The organism is Actinoplanes sp. CA-131856 (genome assembly GCF_050956135.1).
In the GTDB taxonomy this organism is placed as follows: domain Bacteria; phylum Actinomycetota; class Actinomycetes; order Mycobacteriales; family Micromonosporaceae; genus Actinoplanes.
The window spans coordinates 7,305,975-7,324,567 of sequence record NZ_CP191849.1 but is presented as its reverse complement, the minus strand read 5'-3'; the positions used below and the strand labels follow the sequence as shown (position 1 = coordinate 7,324,567).

Here is an 18,593-nt window from a genome sequence, read left to right as displayed (position 1 = left end):
TCATAGGCTTCGATGTAATGCTCCGGGCTCCAACCCCTCAGGGAGGAAGCTCATGGAGAACAGCAACGAGGCCTACGTCCGGGCGGTGCACGACAAAGGGTTCACGTTCGACCGCCGGCGGCTGCTCGCAGTCGCCGGCGGCACCGGGGCGCTGGCGCTCACCGGCCTCTGGCCGGGCGGGGCGGAAGCGGCCACCGCCAAGGCCTGCCTCGAGGAGGTGGAGTCCGAGACCGCGGGTCCGTTCCCGGCAGACGGATCCAACGGCCCGGACGTCCGTACGATCAATGGTGTCGTCCGCCGCGACATCCGCTCCTCGTTCGGCGGCCCCACTGGGCTGGCCGGCGGCGTGCCGCTCACCTTCTCGCTCGTCGTGCAGGACCTGACCTGCAAGCCCCTGGCCGGCGCGGCCGTCTACGCCTGGCACTGCGACCGCGAGGGCCGCTACTCGCTCTACTCCAGCGGCGTGACCGAGCAGAACTACCTGCGCGGCATCCAGGTGACCGACCGCTCGGGCCGGGTGACCTTCACACGGTGACCGGCGACGTCGACTGCGGCTACGTGGCCCGGCTGACCATCACCGTCGACCCGGCGAACGTCGAGGAGCCGGGCGGCGAGGGCCCGCCGCCGCCACCCCCGGTGAGCGCCGCCACGGTGTGACAGCACTCTCGTCCCGATCCTGAACACGAAGCGCGCGGGTACGTGGTTCTGGTCGAAGGAAGAAGGTGCAGTCATGAATGACTCGATCGCCTACGGGCCGGCGGGGGTCGCTGCCCGGGACCAGAGCCACGCGCTGTTCGCACGCACGATGGCGTTCGTGGCCGGAACGGCGGCTCTGTTCGCCCTGGGTGCCTATCTCGGGCGTGACCTGGGCGGCGGAGCCGCCATCATCTCGTACATCCTGTCGTTCGGCGCGCTGATCGGCATGCAGTTCACGGCCCGCCGCTCGCGCGAGTGGACGGTCGGGCTCCTGGCCCTGTTCGGGCTGTTCATCGGTCTCGCGGTGGCGCCCACGCTGGCCTTCTACGCCAACCAGGACCCGCAGGCCCTGTGGCAGGCCGGCGGCGCCACGGCACTGTTCATCGCCGCGTTCGGCTCGGCCGGCTACGCCACGCGGCGCGACCTGAGCCAGGTCGCCCGGTTCGCGTTCTGGGCGCTGCTGGCGCTGATCGCCTTCAGCATCGTGCTGATCTTCGTGAACATCCCGAACGGCGCGCTGATCTACTCGATCATCGGGCTGGTCATCTTCGCCGCGCTCACGCTGGTCGACTTCCAGCGGCTGCGCCGCAACACGGACATCGACTCGGCGCCCCTGCTGGCCGCATCGATCTTCCTGGACATCCTGAACGTCTTCCTGTTCTTCCTGACCATTTTCAGTGGGCGCAGCGACGACAGGTGACTGAGACAACTGGCTGAGAAACTGAACATCTTCGGCTACGCCCCGTTGCTTCCGGTGAAGGCAGGTGTCGGAAAGGCGACGGGGCGAGTTCGTGGACGCGGCGTTGAGTTATGTGCTGATCGGTCTGGCCGACGGCAGCACCTATGCCGTGGTCGGCCTCGGCATCTCGCTGCTCTACCAGGTCACCGGCATCATCAACTTCGCGCAGGGCGACTTCGTCATGCTGGGCGGGCTCACCTACGCGGTGACGGCCGGCACCGGAGCGCCCAAGATCGCCGCGGCGGCGCTGGCCCTGACCGTCACGGCCGCGGTCGGCGCCCTCATGCACGTGGCCGTCCTGGCCCCGGCCCGCAAGGCCGGGCCGGACCGGCTGATCATCCTGACCATCGGGGCCTCCATCCTGCTGCAAGGGGTGGCGCTGCTGGTCTTCGGGGCCGAGCAGCACCCGGCCGATCCGTTCGGGGGGAACAGGCAGGTCAGGCTGTTCGGCACCTTCCTCTCCACCCAGTACCTGTGGTGTGCCGGCGCCACGCTGCTGGCCGCGGCCGCGGTGTGGGTGCTGCTGCACCGCACCGGCTGGGGCCGGGCGATGCGGGCGACAGCGGCCGACCGCGAGATGGCCCGGCTCATGGGCCTGTCGCCGATGCGGATGGGCTTGATCGCGATGGTCCTGGCCGCCGTGCTGGCCGGCGTCGGGGGGATCGTGCTGGCGCCGCTGCAGCCGCCGGACCCCACGGTCGGGGTGCCGCTCGGGCTCAAGGGCTTCACCGCCGCCGTCCTCGGCGGTCTGTCGTCGCCGTTCGGCGCGATCGCCGGCGGACTGGCCGTGGGCGTGGTCGAGGCGTTCGTGACCGGCCTGGTCAGCAGCGGATATCGCGACTCCATCGTGTACGGGCTGCTGGTGCTCGTGCTGCTGGTCCGCCCCGGCGGTCTGGTGACGCTGCGCAGGGCGGCACGCGTGTGAGGAAGTACGCGCTCTTCGCCGTCCTGCTCCTGCTCGTGCCGGTCGTCTTCACCCGCTCGTCGTTCTACACCATGTCCACCGCCGTGCTCATGGTGCTGCTGGCCATCGGCGCTCTCGGCCTGGTGCCGCTGACCGGGCTGGCCCAGCAGGTGTCGCTGGGTCAGGCCGCCTTCTACGGCTTCGGCGGTTACACGTCGGCCCTGCTCACCACCCGCTGGCACGTGGCCATCGGGTGGGGTGTGCTGGCCGGGGCCGTGCTCGCGGGCGCCACCGCCTGGCTCCTCGGGCTGCTGATCTTCCGGGTGCAGGGGCACTATCTGGCCCTGGCCACCCTGGCCTTCGGGCTGACGCTGGCCGCGCTGGCCAACGAGCTGCCGTTCACCGGCCGCAGCGCCGGCATCACCGGGCTGCCGTCGCTGCCCGGCGGTGATCAGGGCACCTACTACCTGTTCGCCGGGGTGCTGCTGGTCGCCATGATCGGCGTGGATCTGCTGATCCGGTCGCGGCTGGGCAAGTCGCTGACCGCGGCCGGCGACAGCCCGATCGGCGCGGCCGCCAGCGGCATCGACATCGGCGCTTTGCGCCGCACCGCGTTCGTGGTGGCGGCCGTGCTCGCCTCGATCGCGGGCAGCGGCTACGCGCACTGGTACCGCTTCGTCGACCCGAGCATGCTGGGGCTGCTCAACTCGGTCGAGCTGCTGATCATCGTGAGCGTCGGCGGCCGCGACCAGGTGTGGGGCGCCCCGCTCGGCGCGTTCGTGGTGATCAGCCTCGCCCAGGTCGCGAAGGACCAGGTCGGCGGAGGGAGCGAGCTCACCGCGTACGGAATAGCCCTGATCCTGAGTCTTCTCCTGCTGCCGAGAGGGCTGGCGGGTATCGGGAGGCGGCGATGAACGCCGTCCTCGAGGTCCAGGACGTCACGGTGCGGTTCGGGGGAGTGACCGCGCTCGACCGGCTCACGCTGCGGCACGATCGCGGCGGCATCGTCGGGCTGATCGGCGCCAACGGCGCGGGCAAGACGACGCTGATCAACGTGCTGTCGGGGACGATCAGGCCCGAGCGGGGCCGGGCGCTGCTCGACGGCCGTGAGCTGACCGCCCTGCCGCCGCACCGGATCGCCCGGGCCGGTCTCGCCCGGACCTTTCAGAACCTCCAGCTCTTCGGCTCACTGAGCGTCCTCGACAACGTCCTGGTCGTCGACCGCGACGCCGGGCATCTGCTGCACGAGGTGGGCCTGACCGAGGACCTGGGCAAAAAGCCGGGAGAGCTGGCGTACGGGCGTCAGCGGCGCCTCGAACTGGCGCGGGCCCTGGCGCTCGGGCCGCGCGTCCTCCTGCTCGACGAGCCGCTCGCCGGTCTGGCCGGCAGCGAGAGCGACGAGCTGCTGGAGCTGTTCGGCCGGGTCCGCGACCGTGGCGTCACCGTGCTGCTGGTCGAGCACGACGTCCCGAGCGTGCTGCGGGTCAGCGACCGCGTCCTCGTGCTCGACCAGGGCGCGCTGCTGGCCGACGGCACCCCCGGGGAGATCGCCGCCGATCCCGTCGTCCAAGAGGCGTACCTATGATCGAGCCACTGCTGCGGGTCACCGGGCTGGTCGCCGGATATGGGCGCATCGAGGCGCTGCACGGCGTCGACCTGGTCGTGAACGCCTCCGAGGTGGTCTGCCTGATCGGCCGCAACGGCGCCGGCAAGTCCACGCTGCTCAAGTCGGTGGCCGGGCTCGTCCGCCCGCGCAAGGGACAGATCCTGCTGGACGGCCGCGAGATCGGCGACTGGCCGGTGCAGCGCCGCGCCCGGGCCGGTGTGGCCACCGTGCCCGAGGGGCGGCATGTCTTCGCGCCGCTGTCGGTGCACGACAACCTGCTGCTGGGTGGGCGCGGCCAGCCCTCCGGCATGCTCGCGGCCTCGCTGGACGACGTCTACACGAGGTTTCCGCGGCTGGCCGAGCGCCGCCGCCAGGCGGCCGGCACGCTCTCCGGCGGCGAGCAGCAGATGCTGGCGATCGGCCGGGCGCTGATGGCCGGCCCCGAGCTGATCCTGCTCGACGAGCCGTCGCTGGGCCTGGCCCCGCGGGTCATGGCCGAGGTCGCCGAGATCATCTCGGCGCTGGCCGGCGCCGAGACCGGCGTGCTCGTCGTCGAGCAGAACGCCGAGGTCGCGTTCCGCGTCGCCCGCCGGGGCTACCTGCTGGAGCGCGGTCTGATCAGTGCCTCGGGACCGACGAGGGTCCTGCGGGGCAACGCCCGCGTGCGCGAGGCGTACCTCAGTAAGGAATAGCAATGCGACGCTTCATCGCCCTCGCCGTGCTGGCCGCGACGCTCGCCGGCTGCGCCGCCCCGGCCAAGGCCGCCGACGAGATCGTCGTCGGCGTGAGCCTCGAACTGTCCGGGCCCACCGCCTCCATCGGGACGGCGTCGCGCCGCGCGCTCGAGCTCAAGGCGGAGCAGCTCGGCGCGAGCGGCATGCTCGGCGGCCGCCGGCTGCGCCTGGTCGTCAAGGACAACCGCACCGACAACAACACCTCGGTCGCCAACATCAACGACCTGATCAAGAACGACCACGCCGACGCCATCATCACCGGCGGGTGCAGCCAGTGCACCCTGGCCGCCGTCCCGGCGATCACCGACAACCGGGTGCCCACGGTCTCGCTCGCGGCGGCCGGCGCGGTCACCAGCCCGGTGCGCGACCGCCGGTACATCTTCAAGACCACCCAGACGCCGGGGCAGGACGCCCAGCTGATCACCGACGAGCTCGTGCGCCGGGGCGTGGCCCGGGTCGGCGTCGTGGCGGTCAGCAACATCTACGGCCAGGAGGGGCAGCAGGAGTTCACCCGGCGGGCCCGGGCGGCCGGCATCGACGTGGCCGAGACCGAGCAGTTCGGGCAGGCCGACGCCGACATGACCATCCAGGTCTCGAAGATCGTCGCCGCCCGGCCCGGTGCCGTGGTGGTCTGGGCCGTCTCCCCGGCGGCCCCGATCGTGGTGCGGGAGCTGCGGGCGGCCCGCTACACCGGCGAGATCTACCTGGGGGCCGGCGCCGGGCCGGACGTGACCGCCGAGGGTGTCCATCTGGTCTTTCCCCAGACGCTGGCCGGGGCCGAGGGGGCGTACTCCGGCTTCGCCTCGTTCGCGGCCGACGCCCTTCAGCTCATCGCCGACGCGGTCGTCACGACCGGCGGCACCGACCGGGAGCGGCTGCGGACGGCCATCGAGAACGCCCGGCTCGACGGGATCAGCGGCCCGCTCCGGTTCAGCCCCGAGGATCATTCCGGCCTGCGGAGCGACGCCCTCGGCATCCTCACCTACGAGCGGGGGCGCTGGGTCGTCACGTCACCCTGAGCAGGGCGTCCTTGAGGGTGCGCAGGGCGTAGTGGGCCCGGGACTTCACCGTGCCGACCGGCACGCCGAGCCGGGTGGCCGTCTCCTTGGTCGACCGGCCCTCGATGTAGAGCTCGGCCAGGATCGTCCGGTGGGCGTCGCTGAGACCGTCCACGGCCCGGCGCAGGGTGTCCGCGGCGACCACGGTCTCGGTGGTGTCGTCGCCGATCGGCAGGCGGCTCATGTCCAGGCTGCCGGTCTCGGCCGGCCGGGCCTTGCGCATCCGGACCGCGTCGATGGCCACCCGCCGGGCCACCGTGAACAGCCAGCGGCGGGCGTTCTCGTGCTCGGTGGGCACGGTGTCGAGGTTGCGCCAGGCCCGGATCATCGTCTCCTGGAGGAGATCCTCGGCGGCGTGCCGCTCGCCGTTGCACAGGTTGAGCAGAAAGCTCAGCAGCGGCCGGGCGTGCGCGGCGTGCAGGGCGACCATCCTGGCCTCGGCGGCGTCCTGCGAATGGGTGCCCGCCATTGTTTCGGTGTTCACGAGAAACCGCCCGCACAAAATCGAATCGACGTCAGTTGCGAATCGGACGATAGGGCGGTGTTTCTTGTTTTCTAATGGATTGCCACTGGTTGCTCGCGGGTAACAAAGCCGCTTCCGGCGCGGCCGCCCCCAGAAAGCGCAGATCAGCGCCGTGATTTTTCCACTTGAACGCGGGCGGTGACGCAATCGTCACCCGGCAATACGCGGCCGGTTCACCGAATCCTATTGTCGGAATGACGATTAGGAAAGGGCCTCACCCGTGACAACCACGGGGGCGACCACGGTGTCCACGGGGCGCGGGTCACGTGGTCACGGGGGCAGGGTGGTCACCGGGAGTGAACGAGGGGGGCGGACGGGTGATCGGCGAGTGGGAGGCGGCGCGCCCGCGCGTGCTGAGGGCGGCGCTGCACGTCATCGGCGAGCGGGCCGAGGCCGAGGACGTGGTGCAGGAGACCTGGCTGCGGTGGCAACGGGCCGACCGCGCGGCCGTGGTCGACCCGCCCGCGTTCCTCGCTGTGACCGCCGTCCGGCTCGCCATCAACGTCAAGCAGTCGGCCCGGTGGCGTCATGAGACGTACGTCATGACCGAGGCCGTGGAGCCCGGCCCCGGCCCGGAAAAGCTCGCGGAAAGGCATCAGGCGGTCGACTCCGCGTTACACATGCTGCTGGAGAGATTGACGTCCGCCGAACGAGCGGCCTATCTGCTCCGCAAGGCATTCGACTATCCGTACCGCCACATCTCACAGGTTCTGGGTCTGGGGGAGGACCATGCACGCCAACTCGTCCGGCGAGGGCATCAGGCACTCGGTGGCAAGCGACGCCAACCGGTCGACACCAATGAGCACCGGCGGCTCGTGCGCGCCTTTCGGGCCGCCGCCGAGGGTGAGCCGGCCGGGCTGGAGCGCTGCCTCAGGCGGTAGCCGCCATGCCGTCGGGCAGGCTGGCCCGGATCTGCTTGCGCGACGCGATGCCCAGCTTCGCGAAGACCTTGCGCAGGTGCCACTCGACGGTGTGCGGGCTGAGGAACAGCTGCGCGCCGATCTCCGGGTTGGTCAGCCCGTCGCCGGCCAGCCGGGCGATCTGCGCCTCCTGCGCGGTGAGCATGCCCGCGACGGGCGAGACCGCGCGCGGGCGCACCGTCTCGCCGGCGGCCTGGAGCTCGCGGCGGGCCCGCTCGGCGAAGGCCTCGGCGCCCATCCGGCTCAGCGCCTCGAAGGCGGCGGACAGCTGTTCGCGGGCGTCCATCCGGCGGCCCTCGCGGCGCAACCGGCTGCCGGTCGCCTCGCCGATCGCCGTGGACTCGGCGACCAGCGACTCGGCGGCGCCGAACTCGCCGGCGAAGACCCGGTTGGACAGCCGGAGCAGCAGCGCCGACGGCAGCACGGACAGCGCGCCCGCCTCGCGGGCCATGTCGGTCAGCCGGGCCGACAGCGCCGACCAGGTCGCGAACTCCCAGGCGTCGTGGGCCATCCGGCAGGCGAACGGCAGCCAGCCCAGACCCTGCTCGCCGGTGAGCTCCGCGACCGGCAGCGCCGACAGGCCCTCGCGCAGCATCGGCACCCCGGCCGCGTAGCCCTCGGTGGCGATGGTGGCCAGCCCGTCGAGCAGCCGGCCGGTCTCCGGGCCGGGGCCGGGCGGCGCGGCCAGCGTGGCCCGGGCCACGTCGGCGACCTGGGCGCCGCTGGGCAGACGGCCCGCGGTGAGCGAGGCGTAGAGCGCGTCGCGATAGGTCTCGCGGGCCAGCCCGGCGTCGATCGGCTCCAGGCGCCGGGCTGCCTCGACCAGCAGCGGCAGGGCGGCCCCGGCGCTGCGGGAGGCGAAGACGATCTGGCCGCGCAGCAGGTGGGAGGAGGCCAGGCCGCGGTCGTCGAGCGGGCTCAGCTCGGCCGCGTCCAGCAGTTCGAGCGCCGCGTCGAAGCTACCGGCCCGATAGGTGGCCCGCGCGGCGGCCAGGGCGCGTTCACCTCGGCGCACGGGGTCGGGGGAGAGCTCGGCCGAGCGGGACAGGAACGCCGCCGACGCCGCCACGCCGCCCCGGGCCTGCGCCCGGCCGGCCGAGGCCTCCAGTTCGGCCGCGACCTCCTCGTCGGCGCCGACGGTGGCGTTCGCCCGATGCCACGCCCGCCGATCTGGGTCCGACCGGTCGGTGGCCTCGGCCAGCGCGCGGTGCGCCTCCCGCCGATCGTGGGGGCCGGCCGCCCGATAGGCCGCCGAGCGCACCAGCGGATGGTGGAACCGCACCCGGGCCCCGATGGTGATCAGCCCGGCCGCCTCGGCCGCTGACGCCGCCGCGACGTCGATGCCGAGCCGCTCGGCGGCCCGGGTCAGCAGGGTGACGTCGCCGACCGGCTCGGCCGCCGCGATGAGCAGCAGGCGCTGTGTCCCGGGCGGCAGTGCTCCGACCCGGCGCAGGAAGCTCTGCTCGATCTGCCCGGCCAGCGGCCGCGCGTCGGGCCGGCCGAACCCGCCGGCCAGCTCGGCCGGGGTGAGCCCGCGTGGCAGTTCGAGCAGGGCCAGCGGGTTGCCCTGGGTCTCGGCGACGATCCGGTCGCGGACGCGCTGGTCCATCCGGCCCGGCGTGACCGAGGCGAGCAGCGCCCGCGCGTCGGCGTCACCGAGCCGGCCCACCTCGAGCTGGGGAAGGACGCCCAGTTCTTCGTCCGCGCCCTGTGAACGGACGGCCAGGACCAGGCCGATCGGCTCGGCCAGCAGGCGCCGGGCCACGAAGGTGAGGGTCTGCGCCGACACCCGGTCGAGCCACTGCGCGTCGTCGACCAGGCAGATCAGCGGCCGCTCGGCCGACACCTCGGCCAGCAGGCTGAGCACGGCCAGCCCGACCAGGAAACGGTCGGGCGGGGTGCCCGCGGCCAGGCCGAACGCGGTGGCGAGGGCGTCGCGCTGCGGGGCCGGCAGCCGGTCGGTCGCCACCAGCCGGTCGAGCGTCTCGCACTCCCGCTGCCGCCCGAGAAGCCCCGCCATGGTCATCACCCCGGCGCCGAGCGTATACCGCTCAGGGGACGGCCAGGATCGGCGCCGGGTCGCCGTCGGCCCAGGTCTCCGGCAGTACGGCGAGTCCGTCGGCCGCCGCGGCCGCGTGCAGGCCGGCCGCGCTCGTCTCGGCCGCGATCCGCCAGTCCGGGTCGCGGCGCACCGGCACGATGCGTACCCCTCCGGGCATGAGCTTGGCCGTTCCGCGCACCGCGACCTCGGGCAGCGCCGTCGGCGGCCGGCCGCCGAGCGCGGTGAGCAGCGGTTCGAGCAGCGTGAGGGCGGCCACCAGCCCGGCGAACGGGTTGCCGGGCAGGCTGACCACCCAGCGGCCGTCGGGCAGCTCGGCCAGCGCCTGCGGATGACCGGGCCGGCAGGCGACGCCCCGCACGTGCCAGGTCGCGCCGAGCCGGCCGAGCACACCGTGCAGGTGGTCGGCGGCGCCGGCCGACGACGACCCGGACACGACCACGACGTCGGTGCGGGCGGCCGCGAGCTCCGACTCCAGCAGGGCCGCGACGTCGCGCACGTGGCGGCGTACGAGAGGCTCCGCCCCGGCCCGGCCCGCGACGGCCGAGACCAGCCCGGTGAAGCTGTCGCGGACCTGGCCCGGGCCCGGCACCCCGGTGCCGACCACCTCGTCGCCGGTGACCAGCAGCGTCACCGTCGGCCGGGGACGGGCCGACAACCGCTCGACCCCGGCCTGCACGGCGGCGGCGACGATCGTGGCGTTGACGACCCGCCCGGCCGCGACGAGCACGTCACCGGGCCGGACGTCGTCACCGGCCCGGCGGATGTGGTCGCGCCCGCCGAGACGACCGGTCACGATCGTCCCGGCGAGGGTGCTGTCCTCGTACGGCAGAACCGCTCCGGTGCCGGCGGGGACGACGGCACCGGTGGCGATCTCCACCGCGGCGCCGTCCCGCACCGGCTCGGTGGGGGCGGCCCCGGCGAGCACCTGTCCGGTCACCGTCCAGGGGCCGGTGCCCGCCACCGCGTACCCGTCCATGGCCGCGGTGTCGAAGGCCGGGACCGGCCGCGCGGCCGCGATCGGCGCCGCCAGGACACGACCGGCCGCCGCCTCGACCAGGACGCTTCCGGCCGGCAGCGGTTTCGGCGTGGTCGTGGCGATGACGTACGCCTCGAACCAGGCCGTCTGCACAAGACGACCTTACTGGCGACCCCTAGCTCTGGTAGGAGGGGTAGCCCAGCCGCTCCACCAGGTCGTCGCCCGCCGCCTTGACGAAGGCCTCCTGGATGTCGTCGTCGAAGTGGTTGCGCCAGTCGCCCGGCTCGCCCTTGCGGTAGTGCGAGACCGCGCCCGTGCCCTGCCGGTCGTTCATCCGCGAGAAGCTGTAGCGCGACAGCAGCGTCTCCATGTCGTCCGGCGGGATGTGGATGCCGCAGTGCCGCATCAGCGCGTCGACCTCCCGCACCTGGTGCTCACCGGTCAGGTCCTCGTATCGGAACAGGCGCACCTCGTCGGACTCGGGCGCGTTCACCCACGACTTGAGCGAGTTGAACCGGCCCTTGGCCGCCAGGTCCTCGATCAGGAAGATGAGGCCTTCCTTCTTGGGCCGGGCCTGCAACTCGCGGCGCAACTCCAGCACGTCGCCCATCGGCGAGTGGGAGTCGCGGTTGGAGAAGTAACTGGACACCACGAGGTCGCGCGGGTCGCGCAGCACGTAGAAGGCGCGATGCTCGGGCGGCTTGTCGACCTTGTCGTAGCGGTCACGCGCGATGAACAGCGAGAGCGCCACGCGGCCGGGCGGGCACAGGTTCGGATGGCTCCAGTTGTAGTAGCGCGGGTCGTAGGTGAGCAGCCCCGAGTGCCGGAACACGATCGGATCGCTGAAGATCGCCTTCACCCATTGGCTGGCGGTCTTGCGGATCGCGCAGTGGTAGACGTTGGTGAACTCGGAGCGCGCCACGACCGGCACGGTGATCCGCAATTTGGTGTTGTGTGCCTCCAACATGGCCCGTCGGGCGAGCACGCGCGCCGCGTTGGGCGTGTGATGTTTGGCGAACAGGACAGCGCTGTTGAACATCGTCTGAGCCCTTGTCTTTTCGGTGGCAGGGGGAGACGTTTCAACCCAAGTTGATCTTCAAATACGCCGTGTGACCTGCGTAAATGTTGGGTAGACGGACTTTACAACAAAGTCGACCCGATTGGTGCACAACGACGCCTGTGTGGTTGCTGTACGTTTCTCAGTCCGTGGAGAACGGCGCCGGAATGTGCGCGACGGGAAGGTTCGGCTCGCGGTATCCGTTCGCTTTCTGCCGCCGCGGCAGCTTCACGTCGGCCGGCTTCAGCGGCTGATACGGGATGGTGGCGAGCAGATGCGTGATCAGATTGAGCCGCCCGGTCCTCTTGTCGTTGTTGTCCACGACGTGCCACGGCGCCCACACGGTGTCGGTCGCGCGGAACATGTCGTCGCGCGCCCGTGAGTAGTCGTACCACCGGCTGTAGGACCGGAGATCCAGATCGGACAGCTTCCACACCTTGCGGGGATCGTTGATCCGGCTCTCCAGCCGGCGCGTCTGCTCCTCCGGCGTCACCTCGAGCCAGTACTTGACCAGGATGATGCCCGAGTCGACCATGGCCTGTTCCACACCGGGCACGACCCGCAGGAAACTCTGAGCCTGGTCCTCGGTGCAGAAGCCCATGACCCGCTCCACGCCGGCCCGGTTGTACCAGCTGCGGTCGAAGATGACCACGTCGCCGGCGCCCGGCAGGTGCGGCACGTAGCGCTGGAGGTACATCTGCGAGCGCTCGCGGTCACTGGGCGCGGGCAGCGCGACGACCCGGAAGACGCGAGGGCTCACCCGCTCGGTGATCGCTTTGATCATGCCGCCCTTGCCGGCCGTGTCACGCCCCTCGAACACGACGCAGATCTTGGCGCCGGTGTCCTTCACCCACTCCTGCAACGCGACCAGCTCGCCGTGCAGGCGGCGCAGCTCGTGGTCGTACGCCTTGCGCTTCATGGCCTCATCATCTTCGGTGCGCGAATCAGGGCCCCTCATCCGCCCGGGGTGGTTTCGGGCCGTACGGCGTCATGGTCGGATCGGCCATGACCGCCGGTGCCGTGGTGCTGATCGCTCTCGCCGTCTTCGGCTGGGGCGTCGTCTCCGCCCGCCTGGAACGCCTCAACCTGACCGCTCCCATGGTGTTCGTCGCGGTCGGCGTCGTGCTGGCGCTCGCCTTCGACGTCGACCGGCACACCGAGGGCGTGGCCCTGCTGACCGAGGCCACCCTGGTGTGGGTGCTGTTCTCCGACGCCTCCCGGGTCGGCCCGCGCGAGCTGCGCCACGACGCCGGCGTCTACGGCCGGCTGCTCGGCCTGGCCCTGCCGGTCACGGTGGTGGCCGGAACGGTGCTGGCCTGGTGGCTGCTCGATCTGCCCGACCTGTGGCTGGCCCTGCTGATCGGGGCCGCGCTGGCACCGACCGACGCCGCGCTGGGCGCCATGGTCATCACGCATCCCGCGGTCCCGGCCCGGATCCGCCGCGTCCTCAACGTGGAGAGCGGCGTCAACGACGGCATCGTCACCCCGGTCGTCGTGATCGCGCTGGCCGGCGCCGCGTCGGGAGCGCCGCTGCTGACGGCGGTTCTTCAGCTGGCCGGTGGCGCGCTCATCGGGGTCGCCGCCGGCGCGGTGGGTGGCCGGCTGCTGCGGACGGCGGGTGAGAGCTTCGCCGGCCCCGCCGTGCTCGCGCTGGCCCTGCTGGCGTACGCCGGCTCGGTGGCGGCCCACGCCAACGGGTTCGTGGCCGCCTTCGCCGCCGGACTCGCGTTCGGGCACGTGGCCGGGAGGGGCGGCCCGCGCGAGGTGTTCTACGTGGAGCAGACCGCCGGGCTGGCCTCGCTGCTGGTGTGGACCGCCTTCGGCGCGATCGCGGTGCCGCTGCTGCCCGAGCGCTGGAGCTGGACCATGCTGCTCTACGCGGTGCTGAGCCTGACCGTGGTCCGGATGGCCCCGGTCGCGCTGAGCCTGATCGGCGCCCACTTCGGACGCCGTACGGTCCTGTTCGTCGGCTGGTTCGGGCCGCGCGGCCTGGCCTCGATCGTCTTCGCCCTGCTGGCCGTCGAGGAACTGGGACCCTCGGCCGACACCGCGGTCGCCGTCATCGCGCTGACCGTCCTGATCAGCGTGGCCGTCCACGGCCTGACGGCCGGTCCTCTGGCCGCCCGCATGGGATCTCACCACTCAAGCAGTCGTCAGCGCCCGGGCCCGGGAGCGGCGGATCAGCTTGCTCAGCTCGATGACGACCGGTAGGGCCAGGGCCAGCCCGAGACAGGCCAGCCATTGCCGGCCGTCGAGGGGCTCGGAGCCCAGGCTGCTGCGCAGGAAGTCGGCCCGGGTGGCCAGGACGATGAAGGCGACCGGGATCAGGCCGACGCCCAGGGCCTTGAGCAGCGGCGGCAGCAGGCCACTGGCCGGGTCCCGGCGGTTGGCCAGGGCGTTGAAGACGGTGCCGAGGCCCATCACGGCGAACGCCATGGTGACGTTGGGACCGAACACCAGGGGCACCAGGGCGGCCAGGAACAGCGCCACGGCGTACAGAAGCCAGAAACTCACGGCCGTGCGGTTGCTGATCGGCATCCGGGGGTCGCGGGGCGGGCGGTTCATCACCTCGGGGTCGCCCGGGTCCATCGCGATGATCACCACGCCGGGGACGGTGCAGGTGAAGAGCAGATAGAGCACCATCGACGGGGTCAGGGCGACGCCCTCGTTGAGGTCGAACGCGGTGGCCGAGACGAACAGCAGCACCAGCGACAGCAGCTGGGTCATCTGATAGCGGACGTACGCCACGATCTTGTCGTAGACGCGGCGGCCGATCTCGATGGCCTTGACCAGGGTGCCGAAGTTGTCGTCGGTCAGGATCATGCGGGCCGCCTGCTTGGTGACCTCGCTGCCGCTGCCCATGGCGACGCCGATGTCGGCCTGCTTGAGCGCGGCCGCGTCGTTGACGGCGTCGCCGGTCATGGCCACGATCAGGCCCTGCGCCTGCATGGAGCGGGCCAAGCGCAGCTTGTCCTCGGGCGAGACCCGGCCGAACACGTGCAGTTCGGGCAGGCGGCGGGTCAGCTCGTCCTCGCTCATGGCGGCCAGTTCGGCGCCGCTGACCGCGCCCGGGCCGAGCCCGAGGGTGCGGCCGATCGCCTGGGCGGTCACCGCGTGGTCGCCGGTGATCATGCGGACGTCGATGCCGGCGCGCAGGGCGACCTGGACCGCGTCGCGGGCCTCGGCCCGCAGCGGGTCGATGATGCCGACCATGCCCACGAAGACCAGGCCGGTGGTCAGGGCCATGGGGTCGTCGAGCGACTCCGACGGGTCGACGACCCGGGCCGCGAAGGCCAGCACCCGCAACCCGTCCGAGGCCAGCTTCTCGTTGGCGGCGGCGAGCTCGGCCCGTACGTCCTCGATCGGCTGTTGCGGTCCGACCGCCTTGCCGGAACTGGTGCAGCGGGCCAGCACGACGTCGGGCGCGCCCTTGACCAGTTCGATGATCCGGGTGACACCGTCGAGCTCGATCCGGTGGAAGGTGGCCATGAACTTGTAGTCGGAGTCGAACGGCACCTCGGCCAGCCGTGGATAGGCGCGGCGGGTCTGCTCGGCGTCGACGCCCAGCTTGGCCGCGAGCACGACCAGCGCCGCCTCGGTCGGATCGCCCACCACGTCGCCCTGATCGCTGACCGTGGCGTCGCTGTCGAGGGCCAGGCCCAGCGCGAGCCGGGTGAAGTCGGGGACGGGCGCCCCGGCGACCGAGGTGAGCCGGCCGGTCTTGGCGTATCCCTCGCCGGTGACGCCGAACCAGGCGCCGGCCGAGTAGACGGTCGAGACCATCATCTCGTTCATCGTCAGCGTGCCGGTCTTGTCGGTGTTGATGGCGCTGGTCGCGCCGAGCGTCTCCACGTCGGTCAGGTTCTTCACGACGGCCTTGGCCGCGGCCAGGCGTTGCGCGCCCTGCGAGAGCAGCGCCGAGACGAAGGCCGGCATGCCGGTCGGAATGGCCGAGATGGCCATGGCCGTGCCCAGCAGCAGCAGGTCGTCGATGTCCATGCCGCGGATCCACCCGACCACCACGATGAACGCCACGGCGGTCCACGCGATGATCCCCAGCACCTGGGTGAGCGAGTCCAGCTCCTTGCGCAGCGGCGACCGGGTGCGGGTGACACCGGTCAGCATCGTCGCGATCCGGCCCATCTGGGTGTTCATGCCGGTGGCGGTGACCACCATGGTCGCCGTGCCGCGGGTGACCGACGTGTTCTGGAACAGCATGTTCGCCTGGTCGCCGAGGCCGACGTCGTTCGCGTCGAGCGCGGTGGCGCTCTTGGCCACGGGCGCGCTCTCGCCGGTGAGCGCCGCCTCCTGGGTCTCGCAGGTGGCCGAGCGCAGGATCCGGCCGTCGGCCGGCACCAGGTCGCCCGCCTCGAGCTGCACGATGTCGCCCGGCACGACCTCGGGCGCGGGCACCAGCGCGACCTCGCCGTCGCGGATCACCCGGGCCTGCGGCACCTGCATCCGCGACAGCGCGTCCACGCTGGCCCGGGCGGCCAGCTCCTGCCGGGCCCCGAGCACGATGTTGAGCAGGATCAGGAAGCCGACGATGAGCGCCGTCGACACCTCGCCGATGAGGACACTCACCACGATGACGGCCACGAGCATGAGGTTCATCGGGTCGCGCAGCTGCTCCAGCGCCACGGCCAGGATCGACGGCGGCTTCTCGGCGGCGATCGTGTTCGGCCCGTCGCGGTTGAGGCGGTCGGCCGCTTCCGAGCGGGTCAGCCCGCGCTCCTGGTCGCTGTGGACGGCGGCGACCACCTCGTCGGCGCGCTGGTCGTACCAATGGTCGATCGTGCTCGTCATCGCCCTAGGTTGAGCGCCCGGCCACCGCCGCTACCTCATCCGGTGCGGATGAAGGTGATGAACGTGTCCGGAGGCCGGTTCTCCGCGGGCGGGCCGTCCTCGATCTCCCACTTGTCACCGGCCACCTCGGTGGCCACGTCCGACCAGAAGGCCTCGACGCCCGGGTTGTAGCGCTGGAAACCGATCCGCCACCGGCCCGGGAACCGGGAGACGACCTGCACGGCGGCGGAACGGCCCACGCCCGTACGGCGAAGCGCCCGGACCACGAAGAAGGCGGCGATCGAGGTGCCGCCGCCCTCGGCCGGTGCCGTCATGGCGTAGCCGCCGGTGCGCCCGCCGACCGTGATGAGGAAGGCGTGGCGTTCCGGCTCCAGGCCGGTGAGGAAGCGGTCGAGCGGCCGGTCGTTGAACGTGCCGTCGTCGTTGGGCAGGTGGCCGTACCACTGCGACAGGTCGTGGCGGAACAGCTGGCCGAGGTGGCCGAGCACCGCCCGGTGCGTACGGTCGACGGGTTTCACAGCGACCGGCAATGTCATCCGCTCAGCCTGCCACGGCGCCCCCGGGCCAGGACGAAGGCCAGGTAGATGCCGCCCAGGAAGCCGGTCATGGCGCCGACCGGGATCTGCCGGGGCGCCAGGGCGCGCTGGGCCAGCATGTCCGAGGCGAGCAGCAGGACGGCGCCGAACAGGGCCGACGTGAGCACGACGGGGGAGGCCCGGCGGGTGACGCGCCGGGCCAGCTGGGGCGCGGCCAGAGCGATGAAGGCGATCGGGCCCGCCGCCGCCACGCCGGCCGCGGTCAGGGCCACGCCGGCGGCGATGGCGGCCAGGCGCTGGCGGCGCAGGCCGAGGCCGAGCGTGATCGCCTTCTCGTCGCCGATCTCCAGGATGCGCAGGCCGGGCGTGCAGAGGGCGGCCAGGGGCAGCAGGACGGCGACCGCGATCGCGGTGACGGGCAGGTGGCTGCCGCGGCCGTTGAGACTGCCGACCAGCCAGACGGCGGCGTTCTGGGCGTCGGTGATGTCGGCCCGGGTCAGCAGATAGGCGTTGACCGAGGTGAGCAGGGCGGCCACGCCGATGCCGACGAGGATGAGCCGGGTGCCGGTGCCGCCGAGCACCAGCGAGACCAGGGCGACGGCCAGGCCGCCGAGCACCGCGCCGGCGCCGGCCGGGAGCACGCCGGCCGGCAGCAGCAGGATCGCGGCCAGCGCGCCGGTAGCGGCGCCGCTGGTGAAGCCGACGATGTCGGGGCTGCCGAGCGGGTTGCGGGTGACGCTCTGGAACAGCGCCCCGGCCGCGCCCAGGGCCGCCCCCACGGTCAGGGCCAGGCCGATCCGGGGCAGCCGCAGCTCGGTCAGCACGAACAGGGTCTTCCGGTCGGGGTGGAGCAGGTCGCCGGGCGAGAGGGCCAGGGTGCCGGTCGACACGGCGACGACGCTGAGCACGACGGCGGCCGCCACGAGGACGGCGACGGTGAGGGGCAGGCGGCGGCTCACAGCACGGCCACCTTCCGGGCCCGGACCAGGCCGATGAAGATCGGCGCGCCGATGACACCCATGACGATGGCCACCTCGATCTCGCCCGGCCGCGCGGCCAGGCGCCCCGCGATGTCGGCCAGGAGCAACAGCAGAGGGCCCAGGACCACGCTGTACGCCAATGCCCAGCCCAGCCGGGGCCCGCAGATGAGCCGGGCCGCGTGCGGGACGGCCAGCCCCAGGAAGCCGATCGGGCCGACCAGCGCGGTGGCCGCGCCGCAGAGCAGGGCCACCGCGGCCAGGCCCCACAGGCGGGTGCGGGCGGGATGAGCGCCCAGGGCGGCGCCGCCGTCGTCGCCGATGCCGAGCACGTCGAGCGGCCGGGCGATCAGCGCGGCGATCAGCAGGCCGGCCACCAACGGCGGTGCCGCCGGGAGCAAGGCGTCCAGCGGCTGGTCGGCCAGGGTGCCGACGACCCAGAAGCGGTAGTGGTCGAAGGCGCTCTGGTCGATCAGCGTGAGCCCGGCGACCAGGCCGGTGAGGCTGGCGCTGATCGCCGCCCCGGCCAGGATCAGGCGGCCGCCCGAGCGGGCGGTGCCGCCGAGGGCCACGACCAGGATCGCGGCCAGCGCCGCGCCGGCCAGGGCGAGCGGCAGGGGGAAGGGCAGGCCCAGCACGATGCCGAGCACGACGGCGGCGGCCGCGCCCGCGTTGACGCCGAGCAGGCCCGGATCGGCCAGCGGGTTGCGGGTCAGGGCCTGCATCAGCGCGCCGGCCACGGCCAGGGCCGCGCCCACGCACAGGCCGAGCACCGTGCGGGGCAGGCGCACCGTCCACACGATCTGGGCGGCTTCGCCGTGCGCCGCCCACAGCGACGTGATCGGCAGCGAGCGCGCGCCGACGGCGAGCGAGGCCACCGCCGTGCACAGCAGGAGCAGGAGGCAGACCACCCAGCCGGCGGTCAGGCGAGAGCGCACGATCACATCCCGGTGGAACGTTCCATCTTGGGTGAAGTTAGGCTACCCTAACGGCGATCCG

General features: G+C 72.4%; 19 protein-coding genes. 10 read left to right on the top strand and 9 right to left on the bottom strand.

The window, feature by feature from the left end; genetic code table 11:
* Positions 1-52: 52 nt before the first annotated feature.
* From ACQP2X_RS33950 to ACQP2X_RS33915, 8 genes are all read left to right on the top strand, one after another.
* Entirely contained in the window at positions 53-535 is a 483-nt protein-coding gene (locus tag ACQP2X_RS33950) for a dioxygenase family protein (RefSeq protein ID WP_498688903.1), read from the top strand.
* Positions 532-657, top strand: a complete 126-nt coding sequence (locus tag ACQP2X_RS33945; protein ID WP_498688901.1) for a hypothetical protein — start codon at positions 532-534, stop codon at positions 655-657. The genes ACQP2X_RS33950 and ACQP2X_RS33945 overlap by 4 nt, the downstream gene beginning before the upstream one ends.
* A gap of 73 nt (positions 658-730) precedes the next feature.
* Positions 731-1,396, top strand: coding sequence for a Bax inhibitor-1/YccA family protein (locus ACQP2X_RS33940; RefSeq protein WP_498688899.1), 666 nt, complete (start codon positions 731-733; stop codon positions 1,394-1,396).
* A 64-nt stretch (positions 1,397-1,460) separates the two neighbouring features.
* Entirely contained in the window at positions 1,461-2,360 is a 900-nt protein-coding gene (locus tag ACQP2X_RS33935) for a branched-chain amino acid ABC transporter permease (RefSeq protein ID WP_498688897.1), read from the top strand.
* Positions 2,357-3,253, top strand: a complete 897-nt coding sequence (locus ACQP2X_RS33930) for a branched-chain amino acid ABC transporter permease (protein ID WP_498688895.1) — start codon at positions 2,357-2,359, stop codon at positions 3,251-3,253. Before ACQP2X_RS33935 ends, ACQP2X_RS33930 begins: the two co-directional genes overlap by 4 nt.
* A complete protein-coding gene (locus ACQP2X_RS33925; protein WP_498688893.1) occupies positions 3,250-3,924 on the top strand; it encodes an ABC transporter ATP-binding protein in 675 nt (224 codons plus the stop codon). Before ACQP2X_RS33930 ends, ACQP2X_RS33925 begins: the two co-directional genes overlap by 4 nt.
* Complete coding sequence (locus ACQP2X_RS33920) at positions 3,921-4,637, top strand: ABC transporter ATP-binding protein (protein ID WP_498688891.1); 717 nt, start codon at positions 3,921-3,923, stop codon at positions 4,635-4,637. Before ACQP2X_RS33925 ends, ACQP2X_RS33920 begins: the two co-directional genes overlap by 4 nt.
* 2 nt (positions 4,638-4,639) lie before the next feature.
* Entirely contained in the window at positions 4,640-5,698 is a 1,059-nt protein-coding gene (locus tag ACQP2X_RS33915; protein ID WP_498688889.1) for an ABC transporter substrate-binding protein, read from the top strand.
* Here the strand turns inward: ACQP2X_RS33915 and ACQP2X_RS33910 are convergent.
* Positions 5,685-6,221 carry a sigma-70 family RNA polymerase sigma factor gene (locus ACQP2X_RS33910; protein ID WP_498688887.1) on the bottom strand — a complete coding sequence of 179 codons (537 nt, stop codon included), beginning with the start codon at positions 6,219-6,221 and terminating at the stop codon, positions 5,685-5,687. The genes ACQP2X_RS33915 and ACQP2X_RS33910 overlap by 14 nt on opposite strands.
* Before the next feature lie 335 nt (positions 6,222-6,556).
* Between ACQP2X_RS33910 and ACQP2X_RS33905 the strand changes: the two genes are divergently transcribed.
* Positions 6,557-7,141: a sigma factor gene (locus ACQP2X_RS33905; protein ID WP_498688885.1), complete on the top strand. Its 585-nt coding sequence runs from the start codon at positions 6,557-6,559 to the stop codon at positions 7,139-7,141.
* On the opposite strand, the gene ACQP2X_RS33900 is transcribed toward ACQP2X_RS33905, so the two are convergent.
* The 4 genes from ACQP2X_RS33900 to ppk2 all read right to left on the bottom strand — a co-directional run bounded on the left by ACQP2X_RS33900 (position 7,131) and on the right by ppk2 (position 12,194).
* On the bottom strand, positions 7,131-9,200 hold the full coding sequence (locus ACQP2X_RS33900) for a helix-turn-helix transcriptional regulator (RefSeq protein ID WP_498688883.1): 2,070 nt from the start codon (positions 9,198-9,200) through the stop codon (positions 7,131-7,133). The two genes, ACQP2X_RS33905 and ACQP2X_RS33900, sit on opposite strands and share 11 nt — an antisense overlap.
* Positions 9,201-9,231: 31 nt before the next feature.
* A complete protein-coding gene (locus ACQP2X_RS33895) occupies positions 9,232-10,371 on the bottom strand; it encodes a molybdopterin molybdotransferase MoeA (protein WP_498688882.1) in 1,140 nt (379 codons plus the stop codon).
* Positions 10,372-10,393: 22 nt separating this feature from the next.
* Positions 10,394-11,257: a sulfotransferase domain-containing protein gene (locus tag ACQP2X_RS33890; RefSeq protein ID WP_498688881.1), complete on the bottom strand. Its 864-nt coding sequence runs from the start codon at positions 11,255-11,257 to the stop codon at positions 10,394-10,396.
* A gap of 160 nt (positions 11,258-11,417) precedes the next feature.
* Positions 11,418-12,194, bottom strand: a complete 777-nt coding sequence (ppk2, locus tag ACQP2X_RS33885) for a polyphosphate kinase 2 (RefSeq protein WP_498688879.1) — start codon at positions 12,192-12,194, stop codon at positions 11,418-11,420.
* Positions 12,195-12,280: 86 nt separating this feature from the next.
* Between ppk2 and ACQP2X_RS33880 the strand changes: the two genes are divergently transcribed.
* Positions 12,281-13,486 carry a cation:proton antiporter domain-containing protein gene (locus tag ACQP2X_RS33880; protein WP_498688877.1) on the top strand — a complete coding sequence of 402 codons (1,206 nt, stop codon included), beginning with the start codon at positions 12,281-12,283 and terminating at the stop codon, positions 13,484-13,486.
* Here the strand turns inward: ACQP2X_RS33880 and ACQP2X_RS33875 are convergent.
* From ACQP2X_RS33875 to ACQP2X_RS33860, 4 genes are read right to left on the bottom strand one after another with little or no spacing between them, the layout of a single operon-like run.
* On the bottom strand, positions 13,418-16,081 hold the full coding sequence (locus tag ACQP2X_RS33875) for a cation-translocating P-type ATPase (protein ID WP_498688876.1): 2,664 nt from the start codon (positions 16,079-16,081) through the stop codon (positions 13,418-13,420). The genes ACQP2X_RS33880 and ACQP2X_RS33875 overlap by 69 nt on opposite strands.
* A 35-nt stretch (positions 16,082-16,116) precedes the next feature.
* Positions 16,117-16,617 (bottom strand): GNAT family N-acetyltransferase, encoded by a 501-nt coding sequence (locus ACQP2X_RS33870; protein ID WP_498688874.1) that lies wholly within the window; start codon positions 16,615-16,617, stop codon positions 16,117-16,119.
* Positions 16,614-17,576 carry a FecCD family ABC transporter permease gene (locus ACQP2X_RS33865; RefSeq protein WP_498688872.1) on the bottom strand — a complete coding sequence of 321 codons (963 nt, stop codon included), beginning with the start codon at positions 17,574-17,576 and terminating at the stop codon, positions 16,614-16,616. The genes ACQP2X_RS33870 and ACQP2X_RS33865 overlap by 4 nt, the downstream gene beginning before the upstream one ends.
* A complete protein-coding gene (locus ACQP2X_RS33860) occupies positions 17,573-18,532 on the bottom strand; it encodes a FecCD family ABC transporter permease (protein ID WP_498688870.1) in 960 nt (319 codons plus the stop codon). Before ACQP2X_RS33860 ends, ACQP2X_RS33865 begins: the two co-directional genes overlap by 4 nt.
* Positions 18,533-18,593: the final 61 nt, after the last annotated feature.